The sequence below is a fragment of the Actinoplanes oryzae genome (assembly GCF_030757795.1).
In the GTDB taxonomy this organism is placed as follows: domain Bacteria; phylum Actinomycetota; class Actinomycetes; order Mycobacteriales; family Micromonosporaceae; genus Actinoplanes.
The window spans coordinates 1-25,270 of the sequence record NZ_JAUQWH010000093.1 but is presented as its reverse complement, the minus strand read 5'-3'; the positions used below and the strand labels follow the sequence as shown (position 1 = coordinate 25,270).

The following is a 25,270-nucleotide window of genomic DNA, read 5'->3' as shown; positions in this document are numbered from 1 at the left end:
TTCACCGGCAGATGTCGCGAATAACCTGCCGTTCACCGTAAACCCTCAAGCTGAACGGGTCATCAGCCGGTCGATCGCTGAGGAATAGATCACGAAAAGGTGCCCCCAGTCACAGCATAGATCTTCGTCAGTGACCGTATGGTTGCGGTGCGAGGCGGTGAAACCGATGCAGACTCCGGAACCTGCTCCTGTTGTCGTAGCCGTGAACGGGACGGCCGCGGGCCTGGCCGCGGCGCGGCTCGGTGCCCGTGAGGCGGTCGCTCGCGGGCGGCCGCTGCGGATCGTGCACGCCTTCTCCTGGCCCGGTGCCTCCTCCGATGATCCCCCGGATTTCGCCCGCGCGCGACAGGTTGCGAATCAGATGGTGCGAGACGCCGCGCTGACGGCCGTGCGGTCGGTGCCCGGCGTCCGGGTCGACCGGCGGGTCCTGGAGGGCAGCCCGGTGCGCGAGCTGCTGCGCCAGAGCCGCGCGGCCGAGCTGCTCGTGCTCGCCGACGACGGGCTGGCCACCCTGCGGCGGCTGCCCCTGGAGTCCGTGCTCGTGCAGACGGTCTCGCGGGCCCGGTGCCCGGTCGCCGTGGCGCGGGGCGTGCGGCCCCCGGCGGGCCCCCTGCTGGCCGCCGTGGACGGCTCGGCCAGCTCGCTGCTCGCCGTGCGCGTGGCGGGCGCGGAGGCCGTACGCCGGGGAATCGCTCTTGAACTAGTGCACGTTGCCGGGGACGCGGCCGCGGCGGAGCACGGCCGTCGCCTGCTGGCCGAGGCGGCCGCCGTGGTGACCGGGATCGCGCGGGTCCGCACCCGCCTGCTGCACGGCGATCCCGCCGCCACCCTGGTACGAGCGTCGCGTGGGGCCCGAATGCTGCTGATCGGCCCCCGGGGGACGGAAAGCCCCGGGCTGCTCGGCCTCGTCGCGGCGCACCTGCTGTGCCATGGCGCGTGCCCGACCGTGTTTGTCCACGGAAGTGCTGCCACGGCGGGTGTTCCGGACGGTAAGTTGCCGACGGGAGCACTGATCAGCTGACTTGTGCCGGGGGGCGATGCGAGGTGCGGGCGACGGCTGCTCCGCGCTCCTGGCGGTACGCGTGGCTCGGGGCCACCGTGCTCGGCGCGGCAGCGACAGTGGTGTACGTCCTCGACGTCAGCGAAGCGGTGAACGCCGCCTGCTTCGTCCTCGTCGGGCTGGGCGGGGTGGCCGCGTACCTGACGGGTCCGCGCCGCTTCGGCGCCGGGCCGCGGGCCGCGTGGTACGCCATCGCGGCCGCCGGGGTGCTGTTCCTCGCCGGCGCGCTGGTGCGCCCGTTCGTCACGGACCAGCCGCTGGCGGCCGACGCGCTGACCCTGCCCGGCTACCTGTGCCTCGGCATCTTCTTCTCGCTGCTGGTCCGCGCCCGCGGCGCCATGGAGCAGCACGCCGCGCTCGACGGGCTCATCGTCTGTCTCGCCGGCGGTCTCGCGAGCGCGCTGCTGCTGGCGGCCCCCGCGGTCGCCGTGCCCGGCCGGTCGTTCCTCGAGTCGTCGCTCGCCGGGCTCTACCCGCTGCTCGACGTCGTGCTGCTGGCGCTGGCCGTCAACCTGACCTTCACCGCCCGCGTCTGGCCGCCCAGCCTGGTGCTGCTGCTGACGTCCATCGTGGCGCTGATGGCCGGCGACGTCGGGTACGCGATCATCGGCGTCGACGGGCAGACGTACGCCTCACCGCTGCTCGACGTGCCGTTCCTCGCCTCGTACACGCTGATGGCCGCCGCCCTGCTGCACCCGTCGATCACCGAGGTCGGCCACGGCGACCGCTATCCGGTGCAGGCGTGGTCCTGGCGCCGGATGCTGCTGGTCGCCCCGGCGGTGCTCACGCCGTTCGCGCTGCTGCTGACCGTCGGCCAGTACCCCACCTACCGCGTGCTCATCGGCGGCACCGGCGCGGCGATCGTCGTGCTGCTGCTGGTCCGGGCCGTCTCCGCGGTGCGGGCGCAGGCCGAGGCCCAGCTGCACTCCGAGTACCAGGCCACCCACGACCCGCTCACCGGCCTGCCCAACCGCCGGATGTTCACGGGTACGGTCGAGCGCCTCGTCGCCGAGGCCCCGGCGACCGGGTCCGAGCGCGTGTGGGTGGCGTTCCTGGACCTCGACGGCTTCAAGTGGGTCAACGACTCGTGGGGGCACGACGCCGGCGACCAGCTCGTCATCGAGGTGGCGGGCCGGCTGCGCGCGGCCCTGCACGGCGTCGAGGAGCCCGCCCGGGTCGGCGGCGACGAGTTCCTGGTCGCCTTCGCCGGCGACGAGCGCCGGGCGCTGCGGCTGGTCGACGTGATCCAGGGCTGCTTCGCCACGGCGGTGCCCGTGCTCGACACCGAGGTCGTCATCACCGCGTCGATCGGCCTGGCCCACGCCCCCGGCGGCGGCGATCCGGCCCTGACCGCCGAGGCGCTGCTGCGCGACGCGGACACCGCGATGTACCGGTCCAAGTCCGAGGGCCCCGGCCGCTCCACGGTCTTCGACACGTCGATGCACGACAAGGTCCGCGAGCGCATCGAGCTGGAGGGCGCCCTGCGCGCCGCGCTTGCCGGGAACCAGCTCACCGTGGTCTACCAGCCGATCGTCCGGCTCGACACGGGACAGCCGTGCGGGGCCGAGGCGCTCGTGCGCTGGACGCACCCCGAGCGGGGGCCCGTCCCGCCGATGACGTTCATCCCGGTCGCGGAGGAGGCCGGGCTGATCGACGCGCTGGGGACCTATGTGCGTACGGAGGCGTTGCGCCGCCTCGCCGGGTGGCGCGCGGACGGGACCGTCGGACCGGACTTCTACCTGTCGATCAACGTGTCGCCGCGGCAGTTGTCGGAGCCCGCGCTGGCCCGTACGGTCGCGGCGGAGCTGCGCGAGCTCGGCCTCCCGCCGGAGGTCGTCGCGCTGGAGATGACCGAGTCCGTGATGGTGGACGGCGACGGGGTGGCCGCGCGGGTCCTCTTCGAGCTGCGCGAGCTCGGCGTCAAGCTGCTCGTCGACGACTTCGGCACCGGCTTCTCGGCCCTGGGCTACCTGCGCCGCTTCCCGGTCACCGGGGTCAAGATCGACCGGTCGTTCGTCGCCGGGCTCGGCGACGCCGGGCAGGACGAGGAGATCGTCCGCGCCGTGGTCGCCATGAGCCGGGCGCTGGGCCTGAGCATCGTCGCCGAGGGGGTCGAGACCCGCGCCCAGCGCGACGCGCTCGCCGCCGTGGGCGTGACCCAGGGTCAGGGCTGGCTCTGGGGCCCGGGCGTGCCGGCCGGCGACTTCGCCCAGCACTGGGGCACTCAGCGCCGCCTCCCCACGCACCAGCCCTAACGCTGCGGCGCCCCCGTTCGTTACGGCCCGTAGCCCCCTGGTGGACACCTCGGGTTCACCGGAGCCCCATCTTCACCATTCGGTGACAAACGTCTTCCCAAGCCCTTCCGTTTCCCGCGGAGAGTCCGGCATATTTGCACGGCCGGGATCCTCGCATGGGTCCCGGCGCTGCCGATCAGAGGGAAACACCAGGGAGGCGATTGCATGGAGACACTGCTCGGATCCGAAGGCGCGACCATCTGGCTCGTGGCCGTTCTGCTCGTGCTGGCCTCCGGCCTCGCCGCCGCCCTGCTCGCGGCCACCCGCGCGGACGCCGTCCCGGTGCGCGCCCACCGCCGCCCCACGGCACCCGCGCGCCGCCCCTGAGCCACCTCCGCGTGCCGGTCGTGCCCGGTCATCGGTGATGGGGCACCCTGGGAGGCATGCGCTTCGCCACGTGGAACGTGAACTCCGTCAAGGCCCGCCTCCCCCGGCTGCTCGAGTGGCTGGAGCAGAGCGCGCCCGACGTGCTGTGCCTGCAGGAGACCAAGGTCGCCGCGGACGGGTTCCCCGAGGCCGAGGTGGCCGCGCTCGGCTATGAGACCGCGGCGTACGGGCAGGGGCGCTGGAACGGTGTGGCGATCCTCTCGAAGATCGGGCTGACCGGCGTCGAGCGTGGCTTCCCCGGCGAGCCCGGCTACCCCGGTCCCGAGGCGCGGGCCGTCTCCGCCACGTGCGGCGGGATCCGCTTCACCTCCGTGTACGTGCCGAACGGGCGGACGCCCGAGGACCCGCACTACGCGTACAAGCTGCAGTGGTTCTCCGCCCTGCGCGCCGACCTGGCCGAGCGCAAGGGCCCCGCCGTGGTCACCGGCGACTTCAACGTGGCGCCCACCGACGACGACGTGTGGGACCCGCGGCTCTTCGTCAACTCCACGCACGTCACCGCCCCCGAGCGGGCCGCGCTGGCGGACCTGCTGGCCCTCGGCTACGTGGACGTGCTGCCCCGGCCGCTCAAGGGTGATCACCCGTTCACGTACTGGGACTATCGTGCCGGCATGTTCCACCAGAACAAGGGCATGCGGATCGACCTGGTCTACGCGACCCCCGACGTGGCCGGCGCGGTGACGGACGCGCTGGTGGACAGGGAGGCCCGCAAGGGCAAGGGCCCCTCCGACCACGCGCCCGTCGTGGTCGATCTCGCTCCCGGATCCACCTTCTGAGCCGGGCAGTTCACGGGATTCCCGCGTAGGCTGTGCAGGATTACCTGTCGGCGGGGAGACCTGAGAGGAGGACCGTCGTGACAGCTCACCTGCCCCTGCAGGCCGGCGACCGGCAGCATGGTCCGCCCGTGCTCGCCCCCGCGCCCGCCCTGCTGCGGGCGGCGCTCGACGCCTCCACCGAGGCGGTCGTGCTCTGCTCGGCCGCCGACCACACCGTGCTGCTGGTCAACGGCGCCGCCACCGCCCTCGTGCCGGGCCTCGAGCCCGGTGCCGCCGCCTTCGAGGCCCCGCCCGCCGCGCTGGCCCGGGCGACCGCCGAGGGCAGCGCCGGCTTCGAGGCCGAGCACGAGGGCCGCCACCTGCGCGGCGAGCGCCGCACGCTCGACGACGGCCACTACGCGTGGTACCTGCGGGACGTCACCGAGGAGGTCCGGCGCACCGCGCAGTTCGACTCCGAGCGGGCCCGCACCGCCTTCCTGGCCGAGGCCGGGCGGCGGCTGTCGGCGTCCCTGCACACCCGCCGGGTGCTGCGCACGACCGTCGAGCTGGCCGCGTCGCACCTCGCCGACCTGGCCGTGGTGGTGCTGCCGCCGCGCCGCCGGCAGAGCGAGTGGATGCGCCTGGCCACCGGCGGCGACCTGCACGAGGGCACCCTGCGCGATCGGCTGCTCAGCGAGGTGCCCGGGCTCGAGGAGGCGCTCGCCGGCTTCCCGCCCATCCCGAGCCGCTGGCTGGACGCCTCGCAGATGCCGGCCTGGCTGCTGCCGGAGGACTTCGGTCCGGTCGGGGCGCTGCTGGTCACGCCGCTGCCGGGCAACGCCGAGCCGGCCGGCGCCCTGATCCTGGCGCGCCGGGGTCCCGGCGCCGTCTTCACGCCCGAGGACGAGGTGCTCGCCCGCATCTTCGCCGCCCGGGCCGGCTCGGCCATCTCGGCCGCCACGCTCTACCGCGAGCAGGTCGAGACCACGGCGATCCTGCAGGCCGACCTGCTGCCGCCCGAGCTGCCGCAGCCCGACGGCGTGGAGCTCGTCGGCTCCTACCAGGCGGCGCGCGACGAGCTGCGCATCGGCGGCGACTTCTACGACGTCTTCGAGCCCACCGCCACGAGCGCCGAGACGATCGTCGTGCTGGGCGACGTCTGCGGCAAGGGCGCCGAGGCCGCCGTGCTCACCGGCAAGATCCGCCAGACGCTGCGCGCGCTGCGGCTGGTCGAGGACGACCCGGCCACCATGCTCAAGGTGCTCAACACGGCCCTGCTCGGGGGCGCCCGCCAGCACCGCTTCGTCACGCTCGTCGTGGGCTCGGTGTGCCGCGCCGAGCACGGGCGGGTCCGGCTGCAGCTGGCCACCGGCGGGCATCCCGTGCCGCTGGTCCTGCGCGCCGACGGCACGGTCGAGGCCGTGCCGGTCAAGGGCACCCTGGTCGGCGTGGTCCCGGAGCTGCGGGTGCAGCCGGCGACGGTCGAGCTCGCCCCCGGCGAGATGTGCCTGCTCTACAGCGACGGGCTCACCGAGGCCCGCGGCGGCGCCACCGGCCAGGAGCAGTACGGCGAGCAGCGGCTGCGCGAGGCGCTGGCCAGCTGCCGCGACATGCCCGGCGACGCCGCCGTCGAGCGGGTCCGCCAGCTCGTGTCCGACTGGGTGCACGGCGGCGTCCGCGACGACATCGCCATGCTGGCCGTCCGCGCGCCCTCGCGCACCCGGCTCCGCTCGATGGAGACCGGGCGCCTGCCGGTCTCCCCCTTCGCCATCGACGCCCGGCGGGGCGATCGGAGGACCCGTACCCGCTGATGTCGATCACCACCACTCCCCCCGCGTCCCTGGACGACCCCGCCGCCGCCGAGCAGTTCCTGCGCCTGGTCGGCGAGGGCGACGAGTTCGGCGCGGTCGAGGTCGTGACCGCCCTGCTCGACGCCGGCGAGCAGCCGCAGCGGATCATCCTCGGCCTGATCGCCCCCACCCAGAGCCGCGTCGGCGAGCTGTGGGCCGCCAACGAGTGGTCCATCGCCCGCGAGCACGCCGCCACGGCGATCAGCGAGCGGGCGCTGGCCGCGGTCGCCGCCCGCACCGCCGTGCGCCCGACCCGCGGCCGCATCACCGTGGCCTGCGTCGACGGCGAGTGGCACGCCCTGCCGTCCCGCATGCTCGGCGAGATGCTGCGGCTCGACGGCTGGCGCGTCGACTTCCTCGGCGCCAACGTCCCCGGCCCGCACCTGGTCACCCACCTGCACCAGACCGGCCCCGACGCCGTCGCGCTGAGCTGCATGATCCCCACCCGGCTGCCCCGCGCCCACGCCGCCATCACGGCGTGCCGCTCGGTGGGCGTGCCGGTCATCGCGGGCGGCCGCGGCTTCGGCCCGGACGGCCGCTGGGCCCACCGCCTCGGCGCGGACGCCTGGGCCGCCACCGCCGACGAGGCCGTCACCCGCCTCGCCCACAAGTGGCCGCCGCCGCTCACCGACCCGTTCGAGGCCGCGTTCCTCGGCGACGACGAATACACGTACGTCGTCCGGCACCGCGGCGAGCTCGTGCAGACCGCGCTGACCCGCCTGGCCGCCGCCTACCCGGCGATGAGCGCCTACGACCAGCGCCAGCACGACGCCACCGCCGAGGACGTGGGCCACATCGCCGACTTCCTCGCCGCGTCCCTCTACGTCGGCGACGAGGCCGTCTTCACCGACTTCGTCGAGTGGACGCAGGCCGTGCTGCGGGCCCGCTCGGTGCCGCCGGTGGCGTTGCGCGCCGGCCTGGAGGTCATCGGCGAGCAGCTCCGCGACTACCCGACGGCGATCGGGACGCTGCGGGCGGGCCTCGACCGGATCGCGGCCGGCTGATCCCCGGGCCGCTGCCCGCGGGCGATCAACAGCTCGCGCGGGCCGCAGGCGATCAACCGCTCCCGCCGCCGGCGGGCGTTCAACAGCCCGCGCGGCCTGCGGGCTTTAATGGCTCGCGCCGGTGGTGGTCGGCGCCTACTGTGCTGACCATGGAGTTCTGAGCTACTGCCTCTGCCGCATGCGGGCCGCCCGGCGTTCGATCGCCGCGGCCCCGGCACCGGGTGGTTCGGCGGCGCTTGTCCGCCGTGGGTTCGCCGCGTCCGGCGCCCGGGGCTCTCCTCGTTTCTCTCACCACGGCTTCCCCTTCTCCTGCTCAGGAGGATGCTCATGCCTGCTCGCGACCTTCCCGCTCCCCCGCCCGGCAACACCGGGCCCGGGGATCAGACGCTTCCCGCCGGTCTTCGCCTCGACGCCGGCGAGATCGCCCGCCGGGATCCGGCCGCGGCCCTCGCCTCCGCCATGAAGGACGGCGCGGGAAAGGGCCGCACCGCACCCGCCCACCACGGCGCCGGGGATCCACGCCAGGCCGCCCGGGAACGTTCCGGTCGGGCCCGGGCCGGGCGGGGCGCCCCGGGCGGCGGCCGCTCCTACGCCTTCCGCCGCAGCTGAGCCGGCCCGGCCGAGCGGAGCCGCAGCTGAGCCGGGGTCAGCGCTCGTTCCCGGCGCGCAGCCAGGCGATGTAGTCGGCGGCCGCCGCGGCGGTGTCGTACTCGGGCTCGAAGCCGGTGTCCTCCCGCAGGCGGGTGATGTCCAGCCAGCTCTGCGGGCGGCCACCGGCCACCGGCAGCTCGAACGCGAAGTCCGGCTCGCCGGCCCGGATCGCCGCGATGACGTCGGCGTTACTGGTCGCCCGGCCGGAGGCGACGTTGTAGGTCGGGTGCCGCAGCTCGCCGGCCAGCTGCAGCGACGCCAGCGCCCGGCCGGTGTCGCGGACGTAGAGCAGGTCGAGCGCGTCATCGGCGTGCGCGGGCGCGAGGAGCCCGGAGAGGTCCGGCTCGCTGCCCCGGGCCGCGCCCTGCAGGATCGACGGCGCGGCGAAGAACGGGTCGGGCAGGTGGCCGCCGGGGCCCCACGTGCCGGAGATCCGCGCGTTGACGATCTCGATGCCGGTCTCGGCCGCGAGGTGGCCGCCGAGCAGCTCGAAGATCTTCTTGAACGTCGGGATGGCGTGGGTGTGCGCGAGAGCCAGCGGCATGTCCTCGGTCAGGGCGCCCGGCGTCCCGAAGCCGTAGACCCCGATGGTGCTGGCCGCCACGATGCGGCGTACGCCCCAGGCCCGCGCGGCCCGCACGACGTTGAGATAGCCCTCGAGCGAGTGCGCCGAGGCGTCGATCGGGTCGCTGCCGTCGCCGGCCCACGGGAGCGTGACGGCGAGGTGCACGATCCCGGTGATCGGGTGCTGCTTGCCCGCCTGGAGCAGCGCGTCGAGGTCGCCGATGTCGGCCCGGACGGCGTGCACCGGCAGGCCGGCCAGGGCGGCGGGGACCTCGGCGGTGCGGCGCTGGAGCAGGACGCACTCCTCCCCGGCGGCGGCGAGGGCACGGACGGTGTGGGAGCCGATGAAGCCGGCGCCTCCGGTCACGAGAATCATGAGTCAGTCCTTCTGATCGTCAGGGTTACTGACGATCAGCGTAGCGCGTAGTATGGCGGCATGTCCACGGCACCCGATCCGTACGATGTGCTGGGTTATCTGCTCAAGCACGCCCACCTGCGCTTCACGGCCCTGACCGACGCGGCGTTGCAGCCGCTCGGGATCGACAGCAAGGACTTCGGCGCGCTGCGGGTGCTGTCCGGCCGTGAGCCTGCCTCCCAGCTCCAGGTGGCGCAGCGGCTCGGCATCGACCGCACCACGATGGTGGCCCTGCTGGACGAGCTCGAGCGCAAGGGCGTCGTGGCGCGCCGGCCCGATCCGGCGGACCGGCGCCGCAACATCGTCGAGCTCACCGATCAGGGCGTGCGGACGTTCGACGCCGCGCGGGCGGCCTACCGGAAGGCGGAGGACGAGTTCCTCGCCGCCCTGCACCCGGACGCGGAGGAGCAGTTCCGCACGACGCTGCGAGACCTCATAGCCTGACAAGAGCGCGGCGAGAGCTGCGCGAAGACGCTGCGGCCCCGGTCGGATGAGGAACGGGAGCCAGAACCCTTGCCGGGGTTCCAGCTCCCGCCCCTGTCCCGGCCCCGCCGTCCGGGCCGATTCGAAGACGGCGGGCCGGGGGCCGGTCAGCCCAGGAGGGCGTACACGTCGTCGAGCTGCCCGTGGTAGAGGTCGCCCCGGAGACTGGGTCCGCCGATCCGCAGCGGCAGGGCGTTGGCGACCGACAGGGAGGCCGGGATCGTCACGTGCCCCCGGTCCTTGCCGTCGACGTAGACCGTCAGCAGCGTGGCGGTGCGCCGGCAGAGGATCTCGTGCCAGTCGCCGTCCGCGACGCCCACCGACGAGCGGACCAGGTGGATCACCGCCCGGGTGCCGCCCTGGCCCACCACGACACAGTGGGCCTTGCCCTGCCGGGCGCCGATCTGCATCTTCCACTGGCTGTCGGTGTCGGCGACGCCCTTCTGGACGACGTTCGCGGAGCCGGCGGTGCCAAGCTGGGCCTTCGTCACCCGCACCCGGGCGCCCCAGCGGAACGGGCGGGTCTGCGGGTCGAGGTCGGCGTCGTCGGGGCCTTCGAGGACGGCCCGCGGGCAGGAGGCGGCGGTCGCACAGCGGGCGGGGAAGGCGGCGTAACCGCCGGTGAAGGCGACCCGGCCCCCGGAGACGGTACGGACGGCGAGCGCGGGCCCGCGTCCGGAACGGTCGGCGAGGGAGCCGCCGTCGAAGGAGTAACGCGCCACAGCGACGGGATCGGCCGCAGGAGCAGCCACCGCGGGAGCCGCGCCGGCGAGGGCGGCGAGCAGGGGGATGAACGAGGCGATGAGGCGCATGAGCGAAAAGTTACCTTCGCCCGACTTGATGCTGATAGCGACGGCTATCAGCGTTTCGGCCAGGAGTTACAGCAGACCGGCCGACTCGGCGATCATGCAGACGGCCACCAGGCGCATCTGGTGCCAGTCGGCGGCCAGCCACGCGGTGCCGGTCAGCGGCGCGTGACCGGGCTCCGGCACGGCGCGGCCCATGCGCTTGGCGGCGAAGACGATCGACCGGGCGTACGCGGCCAGGCCGTCGGCGTCGACCTCGCGACCCGCCCCGACGAGCGCGTCCCGGACGGCGGCGGCGTGCTGGTCCACCTGGGCGAGCAGGCCCGCGTCGCCCAGCGCGGCGGCGAGGCCGTCGACGCCCACCCGCGCCATCATCTCGTCGAGGAATCCCCGCGCCGGGCAGGCCGGGACGAAGGCGGAAGCGGCAGCGGCGGAAACAGCGGCGAAGTTCGTCATGGCGAGAACGCTAGGGCCTGCCCGGGGGTCGTGGCGGCGCGGTAACCGAACGGCACCCGACCGCTCCCCGGCATGCACCGGCGCGCCTCACAGAACGGACTTGTGGCCCAGAAACGCCGCGAGCACCTCGGCCTCCGGGACGGGTCGCGAGTAGTAGTAGCCCTGCGCCCGCTCGCACCCCAGCTCGCGCAGGAAGGCGGCCTGCCCGGCGGTCTCCACGCCCTCCGCGATCGTGCCGAGGCGCAGCCCGGCGGCCAGATCCACGATCGCCTTGACCATCGCGCGCAGCGCCGGGTCGCCGGCGTCCGCGGGCATGAACGACTTGTCGATCTTGACGTGGTCGATCGGCAGGTCCCGCAGGTACGCCAGCGACGAGTAGCCCGTCCCGAAGTCGTCGATCGCCACGCGTACCCCGCGCGCCCGCAGCGTCTGCAGGTGCCGGATGGTCTGCTCGGTGACGGCGCCCGAGGCGACCAGCACCCCCTCGGTGATCTCCAGGATCAGCGACGCCGGGGGCAGCCCCGAGGTGCGCAGCGCGTCGAGGACCAGGGCGGCGAAGTCGGGCTCGCGCAGCTGCCGCGGCGAGACGTTGACCGAGGCGGCGACGGGGTGCCCGTGGCGCTGCCAGCCGGCGACCACCTCGCACGCCCGGTGCAGGACCCACGTCCCGATCGGCACGATGAGCCCGCTGTCCTCGGCGGCGGCGATGAACTTGTCGGGCGGGATCATCGGCTCCCCGGGCGGCTGCCAGCGGATCAGCGCCTCGACGCCGGTCATGCGCTCGTCCGCGAGCCGGACCAGCGGCTGGTAGTGCACGACGAGCTCGTCGCGCTCGATCGCGCCGCGCAGGCGCTCGACCGTACGGGAGACGGCCAGCTTCTCCTCGCTCAGCGCGGGCGCCCAGCGGGTCAGCTGGTCCCGCCCGGCCGCCTTGGCCGCGTGCAGCGCCAGGTACGCGTCCCGCAGCACGTCCCCGGTCAGCAGGTCGGGGTCAAGCTCGCGCAGCCCGAGGCTGACCGTGGCGAACAGCTCGTGCACCTGCACGGTGAACGGCTCGCGCGTGGCCGACAGGAAGCGCTCGGCGAGCCGGGTGCACGCGGCGTCGTCGAGGTCCTGGACGACGACGGCGAACTCGTCGCTGTCCAGCCGGGCCAGCATGCTGCCGTCCGGGACGAGGTCGAGCAGCCGCCCGGCCACGGCCAGCAGCAGCTCGTCGCCGACGGCGTGCCCGAACCGGTCGTTGATCTCCTTGAAGCCGTCGAGGTCGGCCACGATCAGCGCCCCGGTGCGCTCGGCCGCGAGGGCGGCGGTGATCCGCTCGTACAGCAGGTCGCGGTTGGGCAGCCCGGTGAGGCTGTCGTGCTGGGCCTGGTGGCGCAGCTCGGACTGCAGCTCCTCCTGCCGGGTCAGCGACGCCTGCAGCGCCACGGCCCGCCGGCGGGCGACCTGGTTGATCTGGCGCATCCGGGTCACCACCAGCGCCGACGTCACCGCGGTCGCCCCCACCGGCACGATGATGTCCGCCGCCGCCACGGCGTCCGCCGCGACCTCGTGCAGCAGATAGACGCCGGTGATGATGGGCGTGGCGACCACCGTCACGATGTAGATCCGCGTGCTGCCCAGCCCCTCCAGCACCTCGGCGTCGGTGGGGGCCGGCTGCGTGACGGCCATCGACGGGTGCAGCGCCGCCGTCCCGAGCAGGCCGTTGGCCAGCACCCAGCAGACCGAGCTCACGAGCGGGGCCCCGCCGCCGGCGACGACCGCGACGAAGTACGCCGTGTCCGCCGTCAGCAGGGTGAAGGTCGTCAGGGCGATGAGCACGTAGGCCACCGACCGCACCCCGCCCAGCAACAGCAGCCGCAGAGCCAAGGCGAACAGCAGCACATCGAGCAAGGGGAACACCGCGACGTGCGGCTGGTCCGGCAACCGTCCCGGGTCGGTCACCAGCGGGTCGACCAGCAGCGTCCACCACACCACCGCCGCGCCGCCCGCGATGATGCCCGCCTCGGTGTACCCGGAGGACCACAGGTGCCGGCGGCCCTGCACGGGCAGCACGGCCAATGCCGCCCCGAACAGCGGGTACGTCGTGTAGTAGAAGACGTCGGTCCCGCTCGGAGAGGTCAGCAGCGGCCACAGCACATTGCTGACGACCGTGTAGACCGACGAGGCGAGCAGGAGGCGCCAGGCCAGCGTGTACCGGGGGCGGTGCGCCCGGATCCCCCAGGCCAGGGCCGCGATCACCACGGCGGCGGAGCCCAGCCCCGCGGCACCGCGCAGCGCGGCCGGGCGGAGGAAGGGCGTGGCCACGACCAGGACGGCCATGGCACTCGCGTACCACAGCCAGTAGGGCCGGGCCGAGCCCGCCCGCGCTGCCATCCCGCCTCCCGCCATCATCAACTACGGTGGCACGTCCGGCGGGAGGACAGGGGCAGAAACGGTCAGGCGGGCAGCTGGTCCATCGCCTTGTAGATGCGTTTGTCCGAAACCGGGTACGCCGTCCCGAGCGACTGCGCGAAGAAGTTGATCCGCAGCTCCTCGATCATCCAGCGGATCTCGCGCAGCCCCTCCTCGGCCGGGCCGCCCCGGGGCTGCTCGGCGCGCAGCTCCTTGTACTCCTGCTCGATCTCCTGCAGCTGGGCCATGAGCTGCCGGTCGCGCCCGAGGTTGCCGCCGAGGCGGTCCAGCCGGTACGCGATCCCCTTGAGGTAGCGCGGGAGGTGGTGCAGCTGCTTCCAGCCGGTCTCGGTGACGAAGCCCGCGTACACCAGGCCCTTGAGCTGGGCCCGGATGTCGGCCAGCGCGGGCACGAGGGCCGGGTCGCGGGTCGTGCCCAGCCGCTGGCTCACCTCGTACGCGGTGGCGAGGACCGCCTGCACCTGGGTGACCACGTTCGCGGTGGCGTCGACCAGGTCCTGCCGCACCTCGTCGCGCAGCTTCGTGAACGCCTCCGAGGACCAGGCGGGACCGCCGGCGTCCTGCACCAGCCGGTCCACCGCCGCGCCCGCGCAGTCGTCGAGGAGCTCCGCGATCGACCGGTACGGGTTCCCGCGCGACAACTCCAGCTTGGCCCTGTTGTCCAGCCGTCCCTGCAGGTAGCGCGCCGCCGGCGGCAACGTGAGCAGGAGCAGCCGGCGCGTGCCGGCGCGCATCGCCTCCCGCTGCTCGGCCTCCGTCTCGAAGACCCGGATCGCCACGCTGTCCGTCTCGTCCGCGAGCGCCGGGTAGACCGTCACCTCGTAGCCGCCGCGGACCTGCTTGACGGAGCGCTGCAACGTCCCGAAGTCGTTGGTCGTGATGCCCCGACGCTCGATGTCGCCGGCGGCCCGGGAGATGGTGGCCTGCACCTTCGGCGCGAGCGAGGCGCGCAGCACGTCGAGGTCGCGACCCTCCCCCACGACCTGGCCGTCCTCGCCGACCACGCGGAAGTTCATCCGCAGGTGGTCCGGGACCTGGCCGGGGCGCCACGCGTCGCGGGGAACGACGGTCCCGGTGAGCCGGCGCAGCTCGTCGCCGACCGCGTCGCTGAGCGCGCCCCGGCGGGCGGGGATGCGGCCCAGCACGGCCTCGGCCCAGTCCGGCACCGGCACGAAGCTCGTGCGCAGCTGTTTCGGCAGCGCGCGGATCAGGGCGACGATGATGTCCTTGCGCAGCCCCGGCACGTTCCAGCCGAAGTCGTCGGCGTCGAGCTTGTTGAGCAGCGGCAGCGGCACCTGCACGGTGACGCCGTCGGCCTGCTTGCCCGGCTCGAACTGGTAGCTCAGCGGCAGCCGCACCCCGCCGGCCAGCCACGCGTCCGGGTAGGCGCCCGGGTCCACCCCGTCGCGGCCGGTGTTGACCAGCATCTCGCGGGTGAAGGTGAGCAGCTTCGGGTCGGCGTGCCGGGCCTTCTTCCACCAGGCGTCGAAGTGCCGGGCGGAGACCACGTCCGCGGGGATGCGGGCGTCGTAGAGCGCGAACACGGTCTCGTCGTCGACCTTGATGTCGCGGCGCCGGGCCCTGTTCTCGATCTCCTCGATGCGCTCGAGCAGCTTGGCGTTCTCGGCGAAGAACGGATGGTGGGTGTCCCAGTCGCCCTCGACCAGCGCGTGCCGGATGAACAGCTCACGCGACGCGACCGGGTCGACCCGGGCATAGCCGACCTTGCGGCGCGGGACGATCGGCAGGCCGTAGAGCGTGACCTTCTCGTACGCCATGACGGCGCCCTGCTTCTTCTCCCAGTGCGGCTCGCTGTAGGAGCGCTTGACCAGGTGCGGCGCGAGCTTCTCGGCCCACTCGGGCTCGATCCGGGCGTTGACCCGGCCCCAGAGCCGGGAGGTCTCGACCAGCTCGGCGGACATGACCCAGCGCGGCTGCTTCTTGAACAGCGCCGACCCCGGGAAGATCGCGAACTTCGCCCCGCGGGCGCCCAGGTACTCCCGCTTGTCGGTGTCCTTGAGCCCGATGTGACTGAGCAGGCCGGACAGCAGCGCGGTGTGCAGCCGCTGCGCCTCCGGCACGCCCTCGGCGTCCTCGGTGACGGTCAGCTCCAGCTGCCGCGTCGCCACCTGGCGCAGCTGGGCATAGAGATCCTGCCATTCGCGTACGCGCAGATAGTTGAGGAACTCCGTGCGGCACATCCGCCGGAACTGGTTGCCGGACAGCTCGCGCTGCTTGTCGCGCAGATGCCGCCACAGATTGAGGTACGAGAAGAAGTCCGACTCCTTGTCGACGAACCGGCTGTGCTTCTCGTCCGCCTGCTGTTGCTTGTCGACCGGACGCTCGCGCGGGTCCTGGATCGACAGCGCGGCGGCGATGACCATGACCTCGGCCACGCAGTCCTGCTCGCCGCCCTCGATGACCATGCGCGCGAGCCGCGGGTCGACGGGCAGCTGCGCGAGGCGCCGGCCCATCGGGGTGAGCTTGGCCCGATCGAGGGCGCCGAGCTCCTCGAGCAGCTTGACGCCGTCGGTGACGTTGCGCCGGTCCGGCGGGTCGATGAACGGGAACTTCGTGAGGTCGCCCAGCCCCAGGTTGGTCATCTGCAGGATGACGGAGGCCAGGTTGGTGCGCAGGATCTCCGGCTCGGTGAACTCGGGGCGGCCCTCGAAGTCCTCCTCCGAGTAGAGCCGGATGCAGATGCCGTCGCTGGTGCGGCCGCAGCGGCCCTTGCGCTGGTTGGCGCTGGCCTGCGACACCGGCTCGATCGGCAGCCGCTGCACCTTGAGCCGGTTGCTGTAGCGGCTGATCCGGGCGGTGCCGGGGTCGATGACATAGCGGATGCCGGGGACGGTCAGCGACGTCTCGGCGACGTTGGTGGCCAGGACCACCCGGCGGCCGGTGTGCCGTTCGAAGACCTTGTGCTGCTCGGCGGCGGACAGCCGGCCGTAGAGCGGGACGATCTCGGTGTTGCGCAGGTTGCGCTTGCTCAGGGCGTCGTCGGTGTCGCGGATCTCGCGCTCGCCGCTGAGGAAGACGAGGATGTCGCCGTCGGACTCGCGGCCCAGCTCGTCGACCGCCTCGGCGATGCCGTCGACCAGGTCGACCGGCTCCTCCCGTTCTTCTTCCTCAGTTACCAATGGCCGATATCGGACTTCTACCGGATAAGTCCGGCCCGACACCTCGATCACGGGGGCCGGCTTGCCGGCGGCGTCGGCGAAGTGCTCGGCGAAGCGCTGCGTCTCGATCGTCGCCGACGTGATGATCAGCTTGAGGTCGGGGCGCTGCGGCAGCAGCTGCTTCAGGTAGCCGAGGATGAAGTCGATGTTGAGGCTGCGCTCGTGCGCCTCGTCGATGATCAGCGTGTCGTATCGGGTCAGCCGCCGGTCGTGCTGGATCTCGGCGAGCAGGATGCCGTCCGTCATCACCTTGATCATGGTCTCGTCGGAGACCTGGTCGGTGAAGCGCACCTTGTAGCCCACGGTCGAGCCCAGCGGCCGGTCGAGCTCCTCGGCGATGCGCTCGGCGACCGTGCGGGCGGCGATCCTGCGCGGCTGGGTGTGCCCGATCTGCCCGCGCAGGCCCCGGCCCAGCTCGACGCACATCTTCGGGATCTGGGTGGTCTTGCCGGAGCCGGTCTCGCCCGCCACGATCACGACCTGGTGGTCGCGGATCGCGGCGAGGATGTCGTCGCGGCGGGCGCTGACCGGCAGCGACTCGGGATAGGTGACCGCCGGCACGGACGCCGCGACCGCCGCCAAGCGCGCCTCGGCGGCGGCGACCGCCTCGGTGATCTCGGCGATCGCCGCGGCCTTCCGGGCCTCGTCGCGGATCTTGCGGGTGCCTTCGAGGCGCCGCCCGAGGCGGTGCTCGTCGCGCGGGAGAAGGTCGGACATCCTGCGGCGGAGGGCGGCAAGATCGGCACTGACGGGAGCTACAGACATGGCGCGTCAACAATAGGCACTCGCGGGGCGATGTGCCGCGTGATTATCGTCCCGCCAACGCGTCGATGCGGGCCATCTCGTCGCCGGTGAGTTCGAAGCCGTCGATCGCGAAGTTGCTCCGGATGCGCTCGGGCGTCGTGCTCTTCGGGATGACGACGATGCCGTGCTGCACGTGCCAGCGCAGCACCACCCGGGCGGCGTCGACGAAGTGCGCCTCGGCGATGCCGGTGAGGACCGGGTCGTGCAGGTTCGTCGTCTTGAACGGCGAGTAGCCCTCCACGACGATGCCGCGCTTGCGGTGCTGGGCGACCAGCTCGGCGTCCCAGAGCTTCGGGCCCCAGCGCACCTGGTTGACCTGCGGCGCGATCCCGGTCGCGTCGATCAGCTCGTCGAGCTCGGCGACGTCGTAGTTGCTGACGCCGACCGAGCGGGCCCGGCCCTCGTCGCGGGCGGCCAGGAACTCGCGCCAGGTGGGCACGGACTTGCCGCTGCGCGGCGGCCAGTGGATGAGCCACAGGTCCACGGCGTCGAGGCCGAGCGCCCGCAGGCTGTCGTCGAGGGTCCGGCGCTCCTGCCCGGCCCGCTCGGGCGGCAGCTTGGTGGTGACGAAGATCTCGTCGCGCGGCACCCCGCTGTCGGCGAGCGCGCGGCCCACCTCGGCCTCGTTGCCGTACATGGTGGCGGTGTCGATGTGGCGATAACCCGCCGCGAGCGCGGCCAGCACCGACTCGTACGCGGCGTCGCCGCGGATCTGCCAGGTGCCGAAGCCGAGCAGCGGCATCTCCCGGCCGTTGCCGAGAGGCACTGAGGGAACAGTCATGTCCCCTCTCTACCCCGTTTCCTCCCCGCCCCTGACGTCTTTATCGGAGGGACACCGTCGTCACCCAGGAGAGGCCGCCCATGATCGTCGTTGCCGAGGACCACGAGGACATCCTGTTCGTGCTGCGGCGCGCGCTGGAACGGGCCGGCCACCAGGTGGTCGCCACGACCGACGGGGCCGCCGCGCTGGAGGCGGTCCGCGAGCATCGTCCCGACGTCGTGGTCACCGACATCGACATGCCGCGGATGACGGGGCTGGACCTGTGCCGGGCCATCCGCGCCGACGCCGAGCTGCGGCACATCCCGGTCGTGCTGGCCAGCGGGTCGATGCTGCCCGGCGACACCCGGGCCGAGGAGGTGGGTGCCAGCGCGACGCTGCTCAAGCCGTTCCTGCCGGCCCAGCTTCTCGCGCTGGTGTCGTCGCTGCTGCCGGCCCGTCCGGCCTGATCACCGTGCCCTCGATGGCCTTGCGCTCGGCGAGGGCCCGGTCCAGCGCCGCCGACGGGGCCCGCGGGCTCGCCAGGGGCAGCGTGAAGTGGAAGCGCGTCCCGCCGCCGGGGTTGTCGGCCACGCCGATCGTGCCGCCGTGCCGTTCCACGATGCGGCGGCAGATGGCCAGGCCCAGGCCCGTGCCGGCGTATCCGGCGGCGGACTGGGCCCGGTGGAACGACTCGAAGACGGCGGGCTTGTCCTCGTCGGGGATGCCGATGCCGCGGTCGGCCACCTCGATCCGGGCCCAGCCCGGCTGCGCCTCGCCGCAGGTGACGTCGACCCGGGCGGCCCGGCCCCGCTGGACGTACTTGACGGCGTTGCCGATCAGGTTGTCCAGCACGTGCCGGAGCATGGCCGCGTCCGCGACCACGGCGGGCAGCGGGCCCACGTAGAAGTCGGGTGCCGCCGAGCCGGGGCGCAGGTGCTCCGTACGCTGCTGGATGATGTCCGTCACCAGCGGCGCGAGCGGCACGGTGTCCAGCTTGAGCGGGGCGTCCTTGGCCGTCGTGTAGGCGAGCAGCGTGTCGATGAGCGCCGACATCCGGTCCACCGCGTTGGCGATCCGGTCGAGCGCCGCGCGCGCCTCGAAGACCTCGGGGCCCTCGGGGGCGTCGGCCAGCTCGTCGGCGGCCGTCTCGCAGTGCCCGCGGATCACGGCGAGCGGGGCCTTGAGGTCGTGGGCGACGACCCCGGCGAAGACGGCGAGATCGGTCTCGTACCGCCGCAGCGCGGTGATGTCGTGGAAGACCGCGACCGCGCCGTGCTGCCCGGCGCTCGGGTCGAGCGGGCGCCCGTCCACGCTGACCAGGATGCCGTCGGGGCGCTGCTCGTTGCGGATGAGGATCTCGACGCCGTCCGAGGCCTCGCCGCGCAGCCCGCGCATCAGCGGCAGCTCGTCGACGGGGAACGGCGTGCGCCCGTCCGGCCGGAACAGCCCGTAGTGCGCCTGCCAGCCGTGCGGTCCCGCGACGTCGTCGGTGACGCCGAGCAGCGCCTTGGCCGCCGGGTTGTGCAGCAGGAACTCGCCGCGCTCGTCGACCACCCCGACGCCGTCGCCGATGCTGGTCATGACCGCGGCGAGCAGCCCGGCCTGGCGGCGGCTCTCGGCCTCGGCCTCGCGCAGCTCGGCGGTGGCCACGAGCACCTGCTCGCGGGCCCGGGCGCGGCCGGTCGCCAGGATCCACACCAGCAGGGCCAGCATCAGGGTGATCAGCGGGCCGGCCAGCAGCACGGTCGCCGGGGTGGCGGTGCGCGCGCCGGGCAGCACGCCCGAGTCCGCGCCGGTCACCAGCGTCCACTGCTGGTCGGCGACGGGGAAGGTGGCGCGGCGGGTGAGGTCGCGGCGGCCCCGGGCGTCGTACGCGGCGACCTGCACCTGGCGGCGGTCGCCGTCCTCGGCGTAGAGCTCCCCGTCGAGCACTCCCTGCCCGGCCTGGTCCAGCACGCCGCCGAGGAAGTCCTGCCCGTGCAGCCCGAGCGCCAGCCAGCCCAGGAAGGCGCCGGACGCGGAGACCGGCGCCACGAAGAGGAACGACAGCTGCTGCCGGGCCACCGGGAGCTGCCGGTCGCGCAGCAGCACGTACGCGTCGGAGACGGCCGGCTGCCCGGTGCGGCGCGCCGTGACCAGGGCGGCGGTCCCCTCCTTGGACGGGGCGACGTCGAGGCCGGTGAGCGCCGCCTGGGGGCCGTCGAGGCTGCGCTGGAAGACGGAGAAGTAGTGCTGGGTGCCCGTACCCTGCGGATTGAGCACCAGGTCGGGGGCGCCGCGCTCGCGCCACAGGCGCTGGGTCGCGGCCACCTGCGAGGTGTCGGCGGGCACCACGAAGGCGACCGAGGTGGCGCCGGGCAGGCGGGCCCGGTCCAGCGGCGCGGTGGCGGCGGCGAAGTCCGTGGCGGTCAGCCGGGCGTTGGTGCCCAGGCCCGCGGCGACGGCCTGCATGAGGTCCCGGTAGCGGCTCGTCTCGGTGATCACGGCGTTGCGGGCGACGGCCGTGCGCTGGTCCATGACCCGCGCGGCGTCGGCCCGCTGGTCCTCGCGCAGGGCCCCGACGGCGAGCAGGGTGGCGGTGAGGCCGATGACGACCACGTTCGCGGCGAGCAGCGGACCGACGTAGCGTCCCTGCCACGCGCTGACCGCCTCACTGCCCCTCACCAATGCGAGCATATTACGCAAAACGCCCCCGTCGGCCCGGTTCGGCCGACGAGGGCGGTTGCTCACTTCCAGGTGTCGTACTGGTACAGGTTCCAGGTCGCCATCAGGCCGGTGACCTTGGTGTAGTAGTTGGGGTCGGTGGCGTAGCCGGCCTTCCAGACCTTCCATATGAACTTGTTCGCGTCCTTGGTGTAGGTGAAGGCGCCGGCGTACCGCGGGTTGACGCGCAGGAAGTTGCCGTGGTCCCGGAAGGAGTGCGCCATGGTCGCGTACGTGCGGAAGGCGTCCGCCATCGCGTAACAGGTGCCGGCCTTGGTGCACTCGGTGGTGTTGTAGACGTGGCAGCCGTTGGCCAGCTTGCCGTACGAGCTGCCCTGGCACTTGATGCCGAAGTAGTTCTTGTCGACGGTCGACAGGCCGCTGCGGCCCCAGCCCGACTCGAGGATGGCCTGGGCGATCGTCACCGAGGCGGGCACGCCGTACTCGCGCCAGCCGCGCTGGGCGCCGGGCACCGCGGCCTTGATGAACTGCTCGGGCGTCAGGGTCACCGCGGGCGTGGTGGGCATCGTCGCGCCGGGGCAGGGCTTGAGGGTGCCGGAGTACATGTACGCGTGCGAGATGTACGTGCCGACCGACGTCCTGTCCCACTGGGTCGTGGTGCGGACGGTGCCGGCGACCGACGCGCCGGTGACCGCGCAGACGAGGTTGATCTTGCGGCCGGAGTTGACCGACGCCATGACCGCGCCCTGGGTGGACGGGGCCGAGCGCAGGTTGACCTTGCCGTCGAAGCTCTTCACCGTGCCGACCACGAACCGGCGGGCGGCCTGGGCCTTCGCCTTCTGCGGCACCGCGGCGGCCGAGGGCGCGGGGCACGCCGGGATCTTGCGGGTGGTGGAGACGTACGCGTGGGAGATGTAGCGGCCGGCGGCGAGCCGGTCCCAGGCGGTGGTCGTGCGCACCGAGCCGCGGACCTTCTGACCCTCGACCTGGCAGAGCACGGTGACCTGGCGGCCGCCGCGCAGGCTGTCCACCGCCTCGGCGTCGAGCGCCGGGGCGCTGCGGACCTGCAGCGTGCTGGTGACCTCGACGGTCGCGGTCACCCCGGCGGCGGCGCTGGCCGCCTGCGGTGCCACGCCCAGCCCGGCGCCGAGCGCGGCGACGAGCAGCGGCCCGGTCACGATCCGTCGGGCGAAGTACGACATGTAGGAATCCCCCTGGTTGCGGCGTCGGCATCCGTGCTTCGGCTCACCACGAAGGTCGGATCCGGCCGTTGCCGCCCCGGGGAGCGCCCGGGTGCAGTCAGGTTGTGCCACAGAGCCTGTCCCGCCGATCACGGCGTCGCCGAGCCGACGGTCCAGGTTTCGCGTCGCAAGTGGGGCGGGCGGTCCGATACCGGGTTTGTATCGGGCCGCCCGCACCGCGCAGCGAGGCGGAAGCTGGACCCGGCGCAGGCCGTCGGGATCGGCGGGACAGGCTCTACTATGCGCAGGCTTGAGAAGTGTGCTAGTTGGGCATAGGTGTGCCCGCCGACGTGACGACGCAGGAGGAACCGGCCCGATGACGGCAGTGGCAGAGCGCCCCGACACCGCCCCCGCCGCCCCGCGCGGCGGCCGCGGCATCACCCATGTCCTGGTCCACGCCCTCGTGGCCCTGGTGTCGGCGGCGGGCGTGGCCGCCGTCTACTGGATCTGCGTGCGCCACCCGCTCGGGCAGGTGGTCGACAGCATGGTCATGAACGGCGCCGACCTCGACCACCCCCGGGTCACCTCGGTGCTGCGCCGGGCCCTCAACGGCACCACCCTGGTCAGCCTCGTCGCCGTGTGCCTGGCCGCCGCCACCATCGGCGTCATGCGCCGCCGCAAGGACCTGGCCGCCGCCGCCGCGCTGCTGGTCCTCGGCGCCAACGCCACCAGCCAGCTGCTCAAGAGCCGGCTCACCCGGCCCGACCTCGACGGCTTCGACATGCCGAACTCGTTCCCCAGCGGGCACACCACCGCGGCGGCCTCCGTGGCGTTCGCGCTGATCCTGGTGCTGCCGTTTGCGATCCGCGGCACCGTGGCGCTGGCCGGGGCGGCGTACGTGCTGATCATCGCCGTCGCCACGATCTGGGCGGGCTGGCACCGCCCGAGCGACACCATCGCCGGCCTGTTGGTGGTCCTGGCGTGGGGCGCCCTCGCCTCGGCGCTGGTCCGCGCGGGCCGGGTGCGCATCGCCGGCGTCAAGGCCCGCCCCAACCGCTACGTCATGCTGCTCTTCGCCGTCGCCGGCGGGATCAGCGGCGTGCTCGCCCTGCTCGGCCTGGGCGCGATCGCCTCCGCCGACCGGGTGGGCCGCATCGTCGACTACTCCGGTCGCTTCGCCTTCGCGGCGGGTGCCTTCGCGGTGGCCGCCGCGGTCGCCGTCACCTTCACCGTCTGGGTCCGCCTCGCAGCGGGCGACCGATCGACCTCCCCGGAGGGCGAGCCGGTCCCGGCCTCCGCCCACTCCGGGGGAATCTGAAACCGGAGGCAACCATGACCACCCCCGACCCCGCGGTCCCGCCCGGCCCGGCCGGCGTCCCGGCCACCCCGCCCGCCACCACCGACGTCTTCCCGGCCGCCACGGTCGCGGTCGGCACCTACCCGGACTACGCCACCGCGCAGCAGGCGGTCGACCACCTGTCGGACAACAAGTTCCCGGTCGAGCGCAGCGCCATCATCGGCACCGACCTGCGCCTGGTCGAGAACGTCCTGGGCCGCTTCACCACCGGCCGCGCCGCCCTCGCCGGCGCCGCGAGCGGGGCCTGGTTCGGCCTGTTCATCGGGCTCTTCTTCGGCCTCTTCAGCGACTCCAACTGGACCGGCGTCATCCTGCTGGGCCTGGCCATCGGCGCCGTCTGGGGCGCGGTCTTCGGCGCGATCGCCCAGGCCATGACGGGCGGCCGCCGCGACTTCACGTCGCGCAGCTCGCTGCAGGCCTCCCAGTACGCCGTCGTGGTCGACGCCGAGGTCGCCGACCAGGCCCGGTCCCTGCTCACCAGCATCAACTGGCGGGCCAGCGGCGCTTCCTGAGCGGTCCGGCGCCCGGGCGGGTGACCACCCGGGACAGCCCGGCGGCCGCGGTCCGGGGCGGGACCACCCACCCGGCCGGGCGGTAGCCACGCGCACCCGGGGCTGCTTCTGGGCGGCCCCGGGTGCGCGTATTCATATCTTCAGGCGAGACGGGCCGGGAAGCCGCCGGTCGCGATCGGGCCCCAGCGGTCCACCGTGATGCGGATCAGGCTCTTGCCCTGGTCGCGCATGGCCTGGCGGTACTCGTCCCAGTCGGGGTGCTCGCCGGAGATCACCCGGAAGTACTCGACCAGCGGCTCGACCGAGTCGGGCAGGTCGACGACCTCGGCCGTGCCGTCCACCTGGACCCATGCCCCGCCGAAGTCGTCGGAGAGGACGCAGACGCTGACCTGCGGGTTGCGGCGGATGTTGAGGGCCTTGGCGCGCTCGGGGTAGGTCGAGATGACGATCCGGCCCTCGGCGTCGACGCCGCACGTGTTCGGCGACGCCTGCGGGCGGCCGTCACGCCGGGTGGTCATGAGGATCGCGTGGTGCCGGGGGCGGACGAAGTCCAGCAGCTCCGCGCGGCTGACCTGGGTGTTCGTGGCGATGGTGCGGGGCACTTATTCTCCCTGGGTGGCGGCGTCGACCTGGATGGCGCCGGGGTGGCCGTGGGCCTGCTCGGCGGTGACGGCGGCGCCCACGATGCCGGCGTTGTTGAGCAGCGTGGCCGTGACGATCGGGGTGCGGACCTCGACGTGCGGCAGCCACTTCTCGGCCTTCTTGCTGACCCCGCCGCCGACGATGAAGAGCCGCGGCGACAGCAGCATCTCGACGTGCCGCAGATAGTCCTGCACGCGGCCGGCCCACTTCTCCCAGCCGAGGTCCTCGTGCTCGCGGGCCCGGTCGGAGGCGCGCAGCTCGGCGTCCTTGCCGTCCAGCTCCAGGTGGCCGAACTCGGTGTTGGGGATCAGCGTCCCGTCCAGGAACAGCGCGCTGCCGATGCCCGTGCCGAAGGTCAGCATCATGACCAGCCCGTGCGTGTCGTGCCCGCCGAACGCGATCTCGGCGACCCCGGCCGCGTCGGCGTCGTTGAGGACCGAGACCGGCTTGCCGAGCCGCTCGGTGAAGAGCCGGGCGGCGGGCGCTTCGAGCCACGACTTGTCGACGTTGGCGGCGGTGCGGGTCACGCCGTCGACCACGACGCCCGGGAAGGTCACGCCGACGCGGTCGAAGCCGTCGAACTGCGCGGCCACCTCGGCGACCGCTTCGACCACGCTGCTGACGTCGGACGGCTGGGGGGTGGGCACCCGTACGCGCTCGGCGAGCAGCTCGCCCCGCGTGGTGTCCACCGGCGCGCCCTTCACGCCGGACCCGCCGATGTCGATGCCGAGGATGGCCATTCCTGAACTCCGTCTCCGGTGTGTTTCCGCTCTGTGTACCCAAGCACACCGGTTCATGAATCCCTTCCGACGGGGGATTGCGGGTGCGATATGCCGGTTACGCCGGGTGTTGCGGGACCGGACTCATACTTTCGGCTGGTCACGACTCCGCCGAGCGGTTAGCGTGGGGAGAGTTCCGCCGCGCGCGGGCACGGCTCTCTGCCCGCTGATGGAGGACCACTGCCATGTCCGCACCCGCCGCTGACCTCCTGGTCACGCTCGCCGCGACCGCCCCGGACGACCGCAGCCGCC

The 25,270-nt window shown here is 73.3% G+C and carries 21 protein-coding genes; 11 read left to right on the top strand and 10 right to left on the bottom strand.

Features of this window, described 5'->3' with window-relative positions; all coding sequences use genetic code 11:
* Positions 1-166: 166 nt before the first annotated feature.
* The 7 genes from RBH18_RS26705 to RBH18_RS26675 all read left to right on the top strand — a co-directional run bounded on the left by RBH18_RS26705 (position 167) and on the right by RBH18_RS26675 (position 7,959).
* Entirely contained in the window at positions 167-1,021 is an 855-nt protein-coding gene (locus RBH18_RS26705; RefSeq protein WP_306212542.1) for a universal stress protein, read from the top strand.
* Between the two features lie 23 nt (positions 1,022-1,044).
* A complete protein-coding gene (locus tag RBH18_RS26700) occupies positions 1,045-3,315 on the top strand; it encodes a putative bifunctional diguanylate cyclase/phosphodiesterase (protein ID WP_306212541.1) in 2,271 nt (756 codons plus the stop codon).
* Between the two features lie 204 nt (positions 3,316-3,519).
* Positions 3,520-3,681, top strand: a complete 162-nt coding sequence (locus RBH18_RS26695; protein WP_306212540.1) for a hypothetical protein — start codon at positions 3,520-3,522, stop codon at positions 3,679-3,681.
* 56 nt (positions 3,682-3,737) lie between these two features.
* Entirely contained in the window at positions 3,738-4,517 is a 780-nt protein-coding gene (locus RBH18_RS26690; RefSeq protein WP_306212539.1) for an exodeoxyribonuclease III, read from the top strand.
* A gap of 77 nt (positions 4,518-4,594) precedes the next feature.
* Positions 4,595-6,307, top strand: a complete 1,713-nt coding sequence (locus RBH18_RS26685; RefSeq protein ID WP_306212538.1) for a PP2C family protein-serine/threonine phosphatase — start codon at positions 4,595-4,597, stop codon at positions 6,305-6,307.
* Positions 6,307-7,350: a cobalamin B12-binding domain-containing protein gene (locus RBH18_RS26680; protein ID WP_306212537.1), complete on the top strand. Its 1,044-nt coding sequence runs from the start codon at positions 6,307-6,309 to the stop codon at positions 7,348-7,350. The genes RBH18_RS26685 and RBH18_RS26680 overlap by 1 nt, the downstream gene beginning before the upstream one ends.
* 327 nt (positions 7,351-7,677) lie before the next feature.
* Positions 7,678-7,959: a hypothetical protein gene (locus tag RBH18_RS26675; protein WP_306212536.1), complete on the top strand. Its 282-nt coding sequence runs from the start codon at positions 7,678-7,680 to the stop codon at positions 7,957-7,959.
* Between the two features lie 37 nt (positions 7,960-7,996).
* Here the strand turns inward: RBH18_RS26675 and RBH18_RS26670 are convergent, their stop codons facing one another.
* Complete coding sequence (locus tag RBH18_RS26670) at positions 7,997-8,941, bottom strand: NAD-dependent epimerase/dehydratase family protein (RefSeq protein WP_306212535.1); 945 nt, start codon at positions 8,939-8,941, stop codon at positions 7,997-7,999.
* A 60-nt stretch (positions 8,942-9,001) separates the two neighbouring features.
* On the opposite strand from RBH18_RS26670, the gene RBH18_RS26665 reads away from it, so the two are divergent.
* The gene (locus RBH18_RS26665) at positions 9,002-9,424 is read left to right on the top strand and encodes a MarR family winged helix-turn-helix transcriptional regulator (protein WP_306212534.1); all 423 of its coding nucleotides are present in this window, start codon (positions 9,002-9,004) and stop codon (positions 9,422-9,424) included.
* Between the two features lie 146 nt (positions 9,425-9,570).
* Here RBH18_RS26665 and RBH18_RS26660 read toward each other — a convergent pair whose 3' ends face one another.
* From RBH18_RS26660 to RBH18_RS26640, 5 genes are all read right to left on the bottom strand, one after another.
* Complete coding sequence (locus tag RBH18_RS26660; RefSeq protein ID WP_306212533.1) at positions 9,571-10,275, bottom strand: LamG-like jellyroll fold domain-containing protein; 705 nt, start codon at positions 10,273-10,275, stop codon at positions 9,571-9,573.
* 66 nt (positions 10,276-10,341) lie between these two features.
* Complete coding sequence (locus RBH18_RS26655) at positions 10,342-10,725, bottom strand: DUF6401 family natural product biosynthesis protein (RefSeq protein WP_306212532.1); 384 nt, start codon at positions 10,723-10,725, stop codon at positions 10,342-10,344.
* An 87-nt stretch (positions 10,726-10,812) separates the two neighbouring features.
* Positions 10,813-13,101 carry a putative bifunctional diguanylate cyclase/phosphodiesterase gene (locus tag RBH18_RS26650; RefSeq protein ID WP_306212531.1) on the bottom strand — a complete coding sequence of 763 codons (2,289 nt, stop codon included), beginning with the start codon at positions 13,099-13,101 and terminating at the stop codon, positions 10,813-10,815.
* A gap of 62 nt (positions 13,102-13,163) precedes the next feature.
* On the bottom strand, positions 13,164-17,084 hold the full coding sequence (gene hrpA, locus RBH18_RS26645; RefSeq protein ID WP_306212530.1) for an ATP-dependent RNA helicase HrpA: 3,921 nt from the start codon (positions 17,082-17,084) through the stop codon (positions 13,164-13,166).
* A gap of 43 nt (positions 17,085-17,127) precedes the next feature.
* Positions 17,128-17,904 carry an aldo/keto reductase gene (locus tag RBH18_RS26640; RefSeq protein WP_306212529.1) on the bottom strand — a complete coding sequence of 259 codons (777 nt, stop codon included), beginning with the start codon at positions 17,902-17,904 and terminating at the stop codon, positions 17,128-17,130.
* Between the two features lie 80 nt (positions 17,905-17,984).
* Between RBH18_RS26640 and RBH18_RS26635 the strand changes: the two genes are divergently transcribed.
* Complete coding sequence (locus RBH18_RS26635; RefSeq protein ID WP_306212528.1) at positions 17,985-18,350, top strand: response regulator; 366 nt, start codon at positions 17,985-17,987, stop codon at positions 18,348-18,350.
* On the opposite strand, the gene RBH18_RS26630 is transcribed toward RBH18_RS26635, so the two are convergent.
* Both RBH18_RS26630 and gsmA read right to left on the bottom strand, forming a co-directional pair.
* A complete protein-coding gene (locus tag RBH18_RS26630; RefSeq protein ID WP_306212527.1) occupies positions 18,283-20,547 on the bottom strand; it encodes an ATP-binding protein in 2,265 nt (754 codons plus the stop codon). The two genes, RBH18_RS26635 and RBH18_RS26630, sit on opposite strands and share 68 nt — an antisense overlap.
* A 62-nt stretch (positions 20,548-20,609) precedes the next feature.
* Positions 20,610-21,749: a sporangiospore maturation cell wall hydrolase GsmA gene (gene gsmA / locus RBH18_RS26625; RefSeq protein WP_306212526.1), complete on the bottom strand. Its 1,140-nt coding sequence runs from the start codon at positions 21,747-21,749 to the stop codon at positions 20,610-20,612.
* Positions 21,750-22,104: 355 nt separating this feature from the next.
* Here gsmA and RBH18_RS26620 point away from each other — a divergent pair, with 355 nt between their 5' ends.
* Both RBH18_RS26620 and RBH18_RS26615 read left to right on the top strand, forming a co-directional pair.
* Positions 22,105-23,046, top strand: coding sequence for a phosphatase PAP2 family protein (locus tag RBH18_RS26620; RefSeq protein ID WP_306212525.1), 942 nt, complete (start codon positions 22,105-22,107; stop codon positions 23,044-23,046).
* A gap of 14 nt (positions 23,047-23,060) precedes the next feature.
* Positions 23,061-23,597: a general stress protein gene (locus RBH18_RS26615; protein ID WP_306212524.1), complete on the top strand. Its 537-nt coding sequence runs from the start codon at positions 23,061-23,063 to the stop codon at positions 23,595-23,597.
* Between the two features lie 140 nt (positions 23,598-23,737).
* On the opposite strand, the gene RBH18_RS26610 is transcribed toward RBH18_RS26615, so the two are convergent.
* Complete coding sequence (locus tag RBH18_RS26610) at positions 23,738-24,199, bottom strand: PPOX class F420-dependent oxidoreductase (RefSeq protein WP_306212523.1); 462 nt, start codon at positions 24,197-24,199, stop codon at positions 23,738-23,740.
* The gene (gene ppgK, locus RBH18_RS26605; protein WP_306212522.1) at positions 24,200-24,979 is read right to left on the bottom strand and encodes a polyphosphate--glucose phosphotransferase; all 780 of its coding nucleotides are present in this window, start codon (positions 24,977-24,979) and stop codon (positions 24,200-24,202) included.
* Between the last annotated feature and the right edge of the window lie 291 nt (positions 24,980-25,270).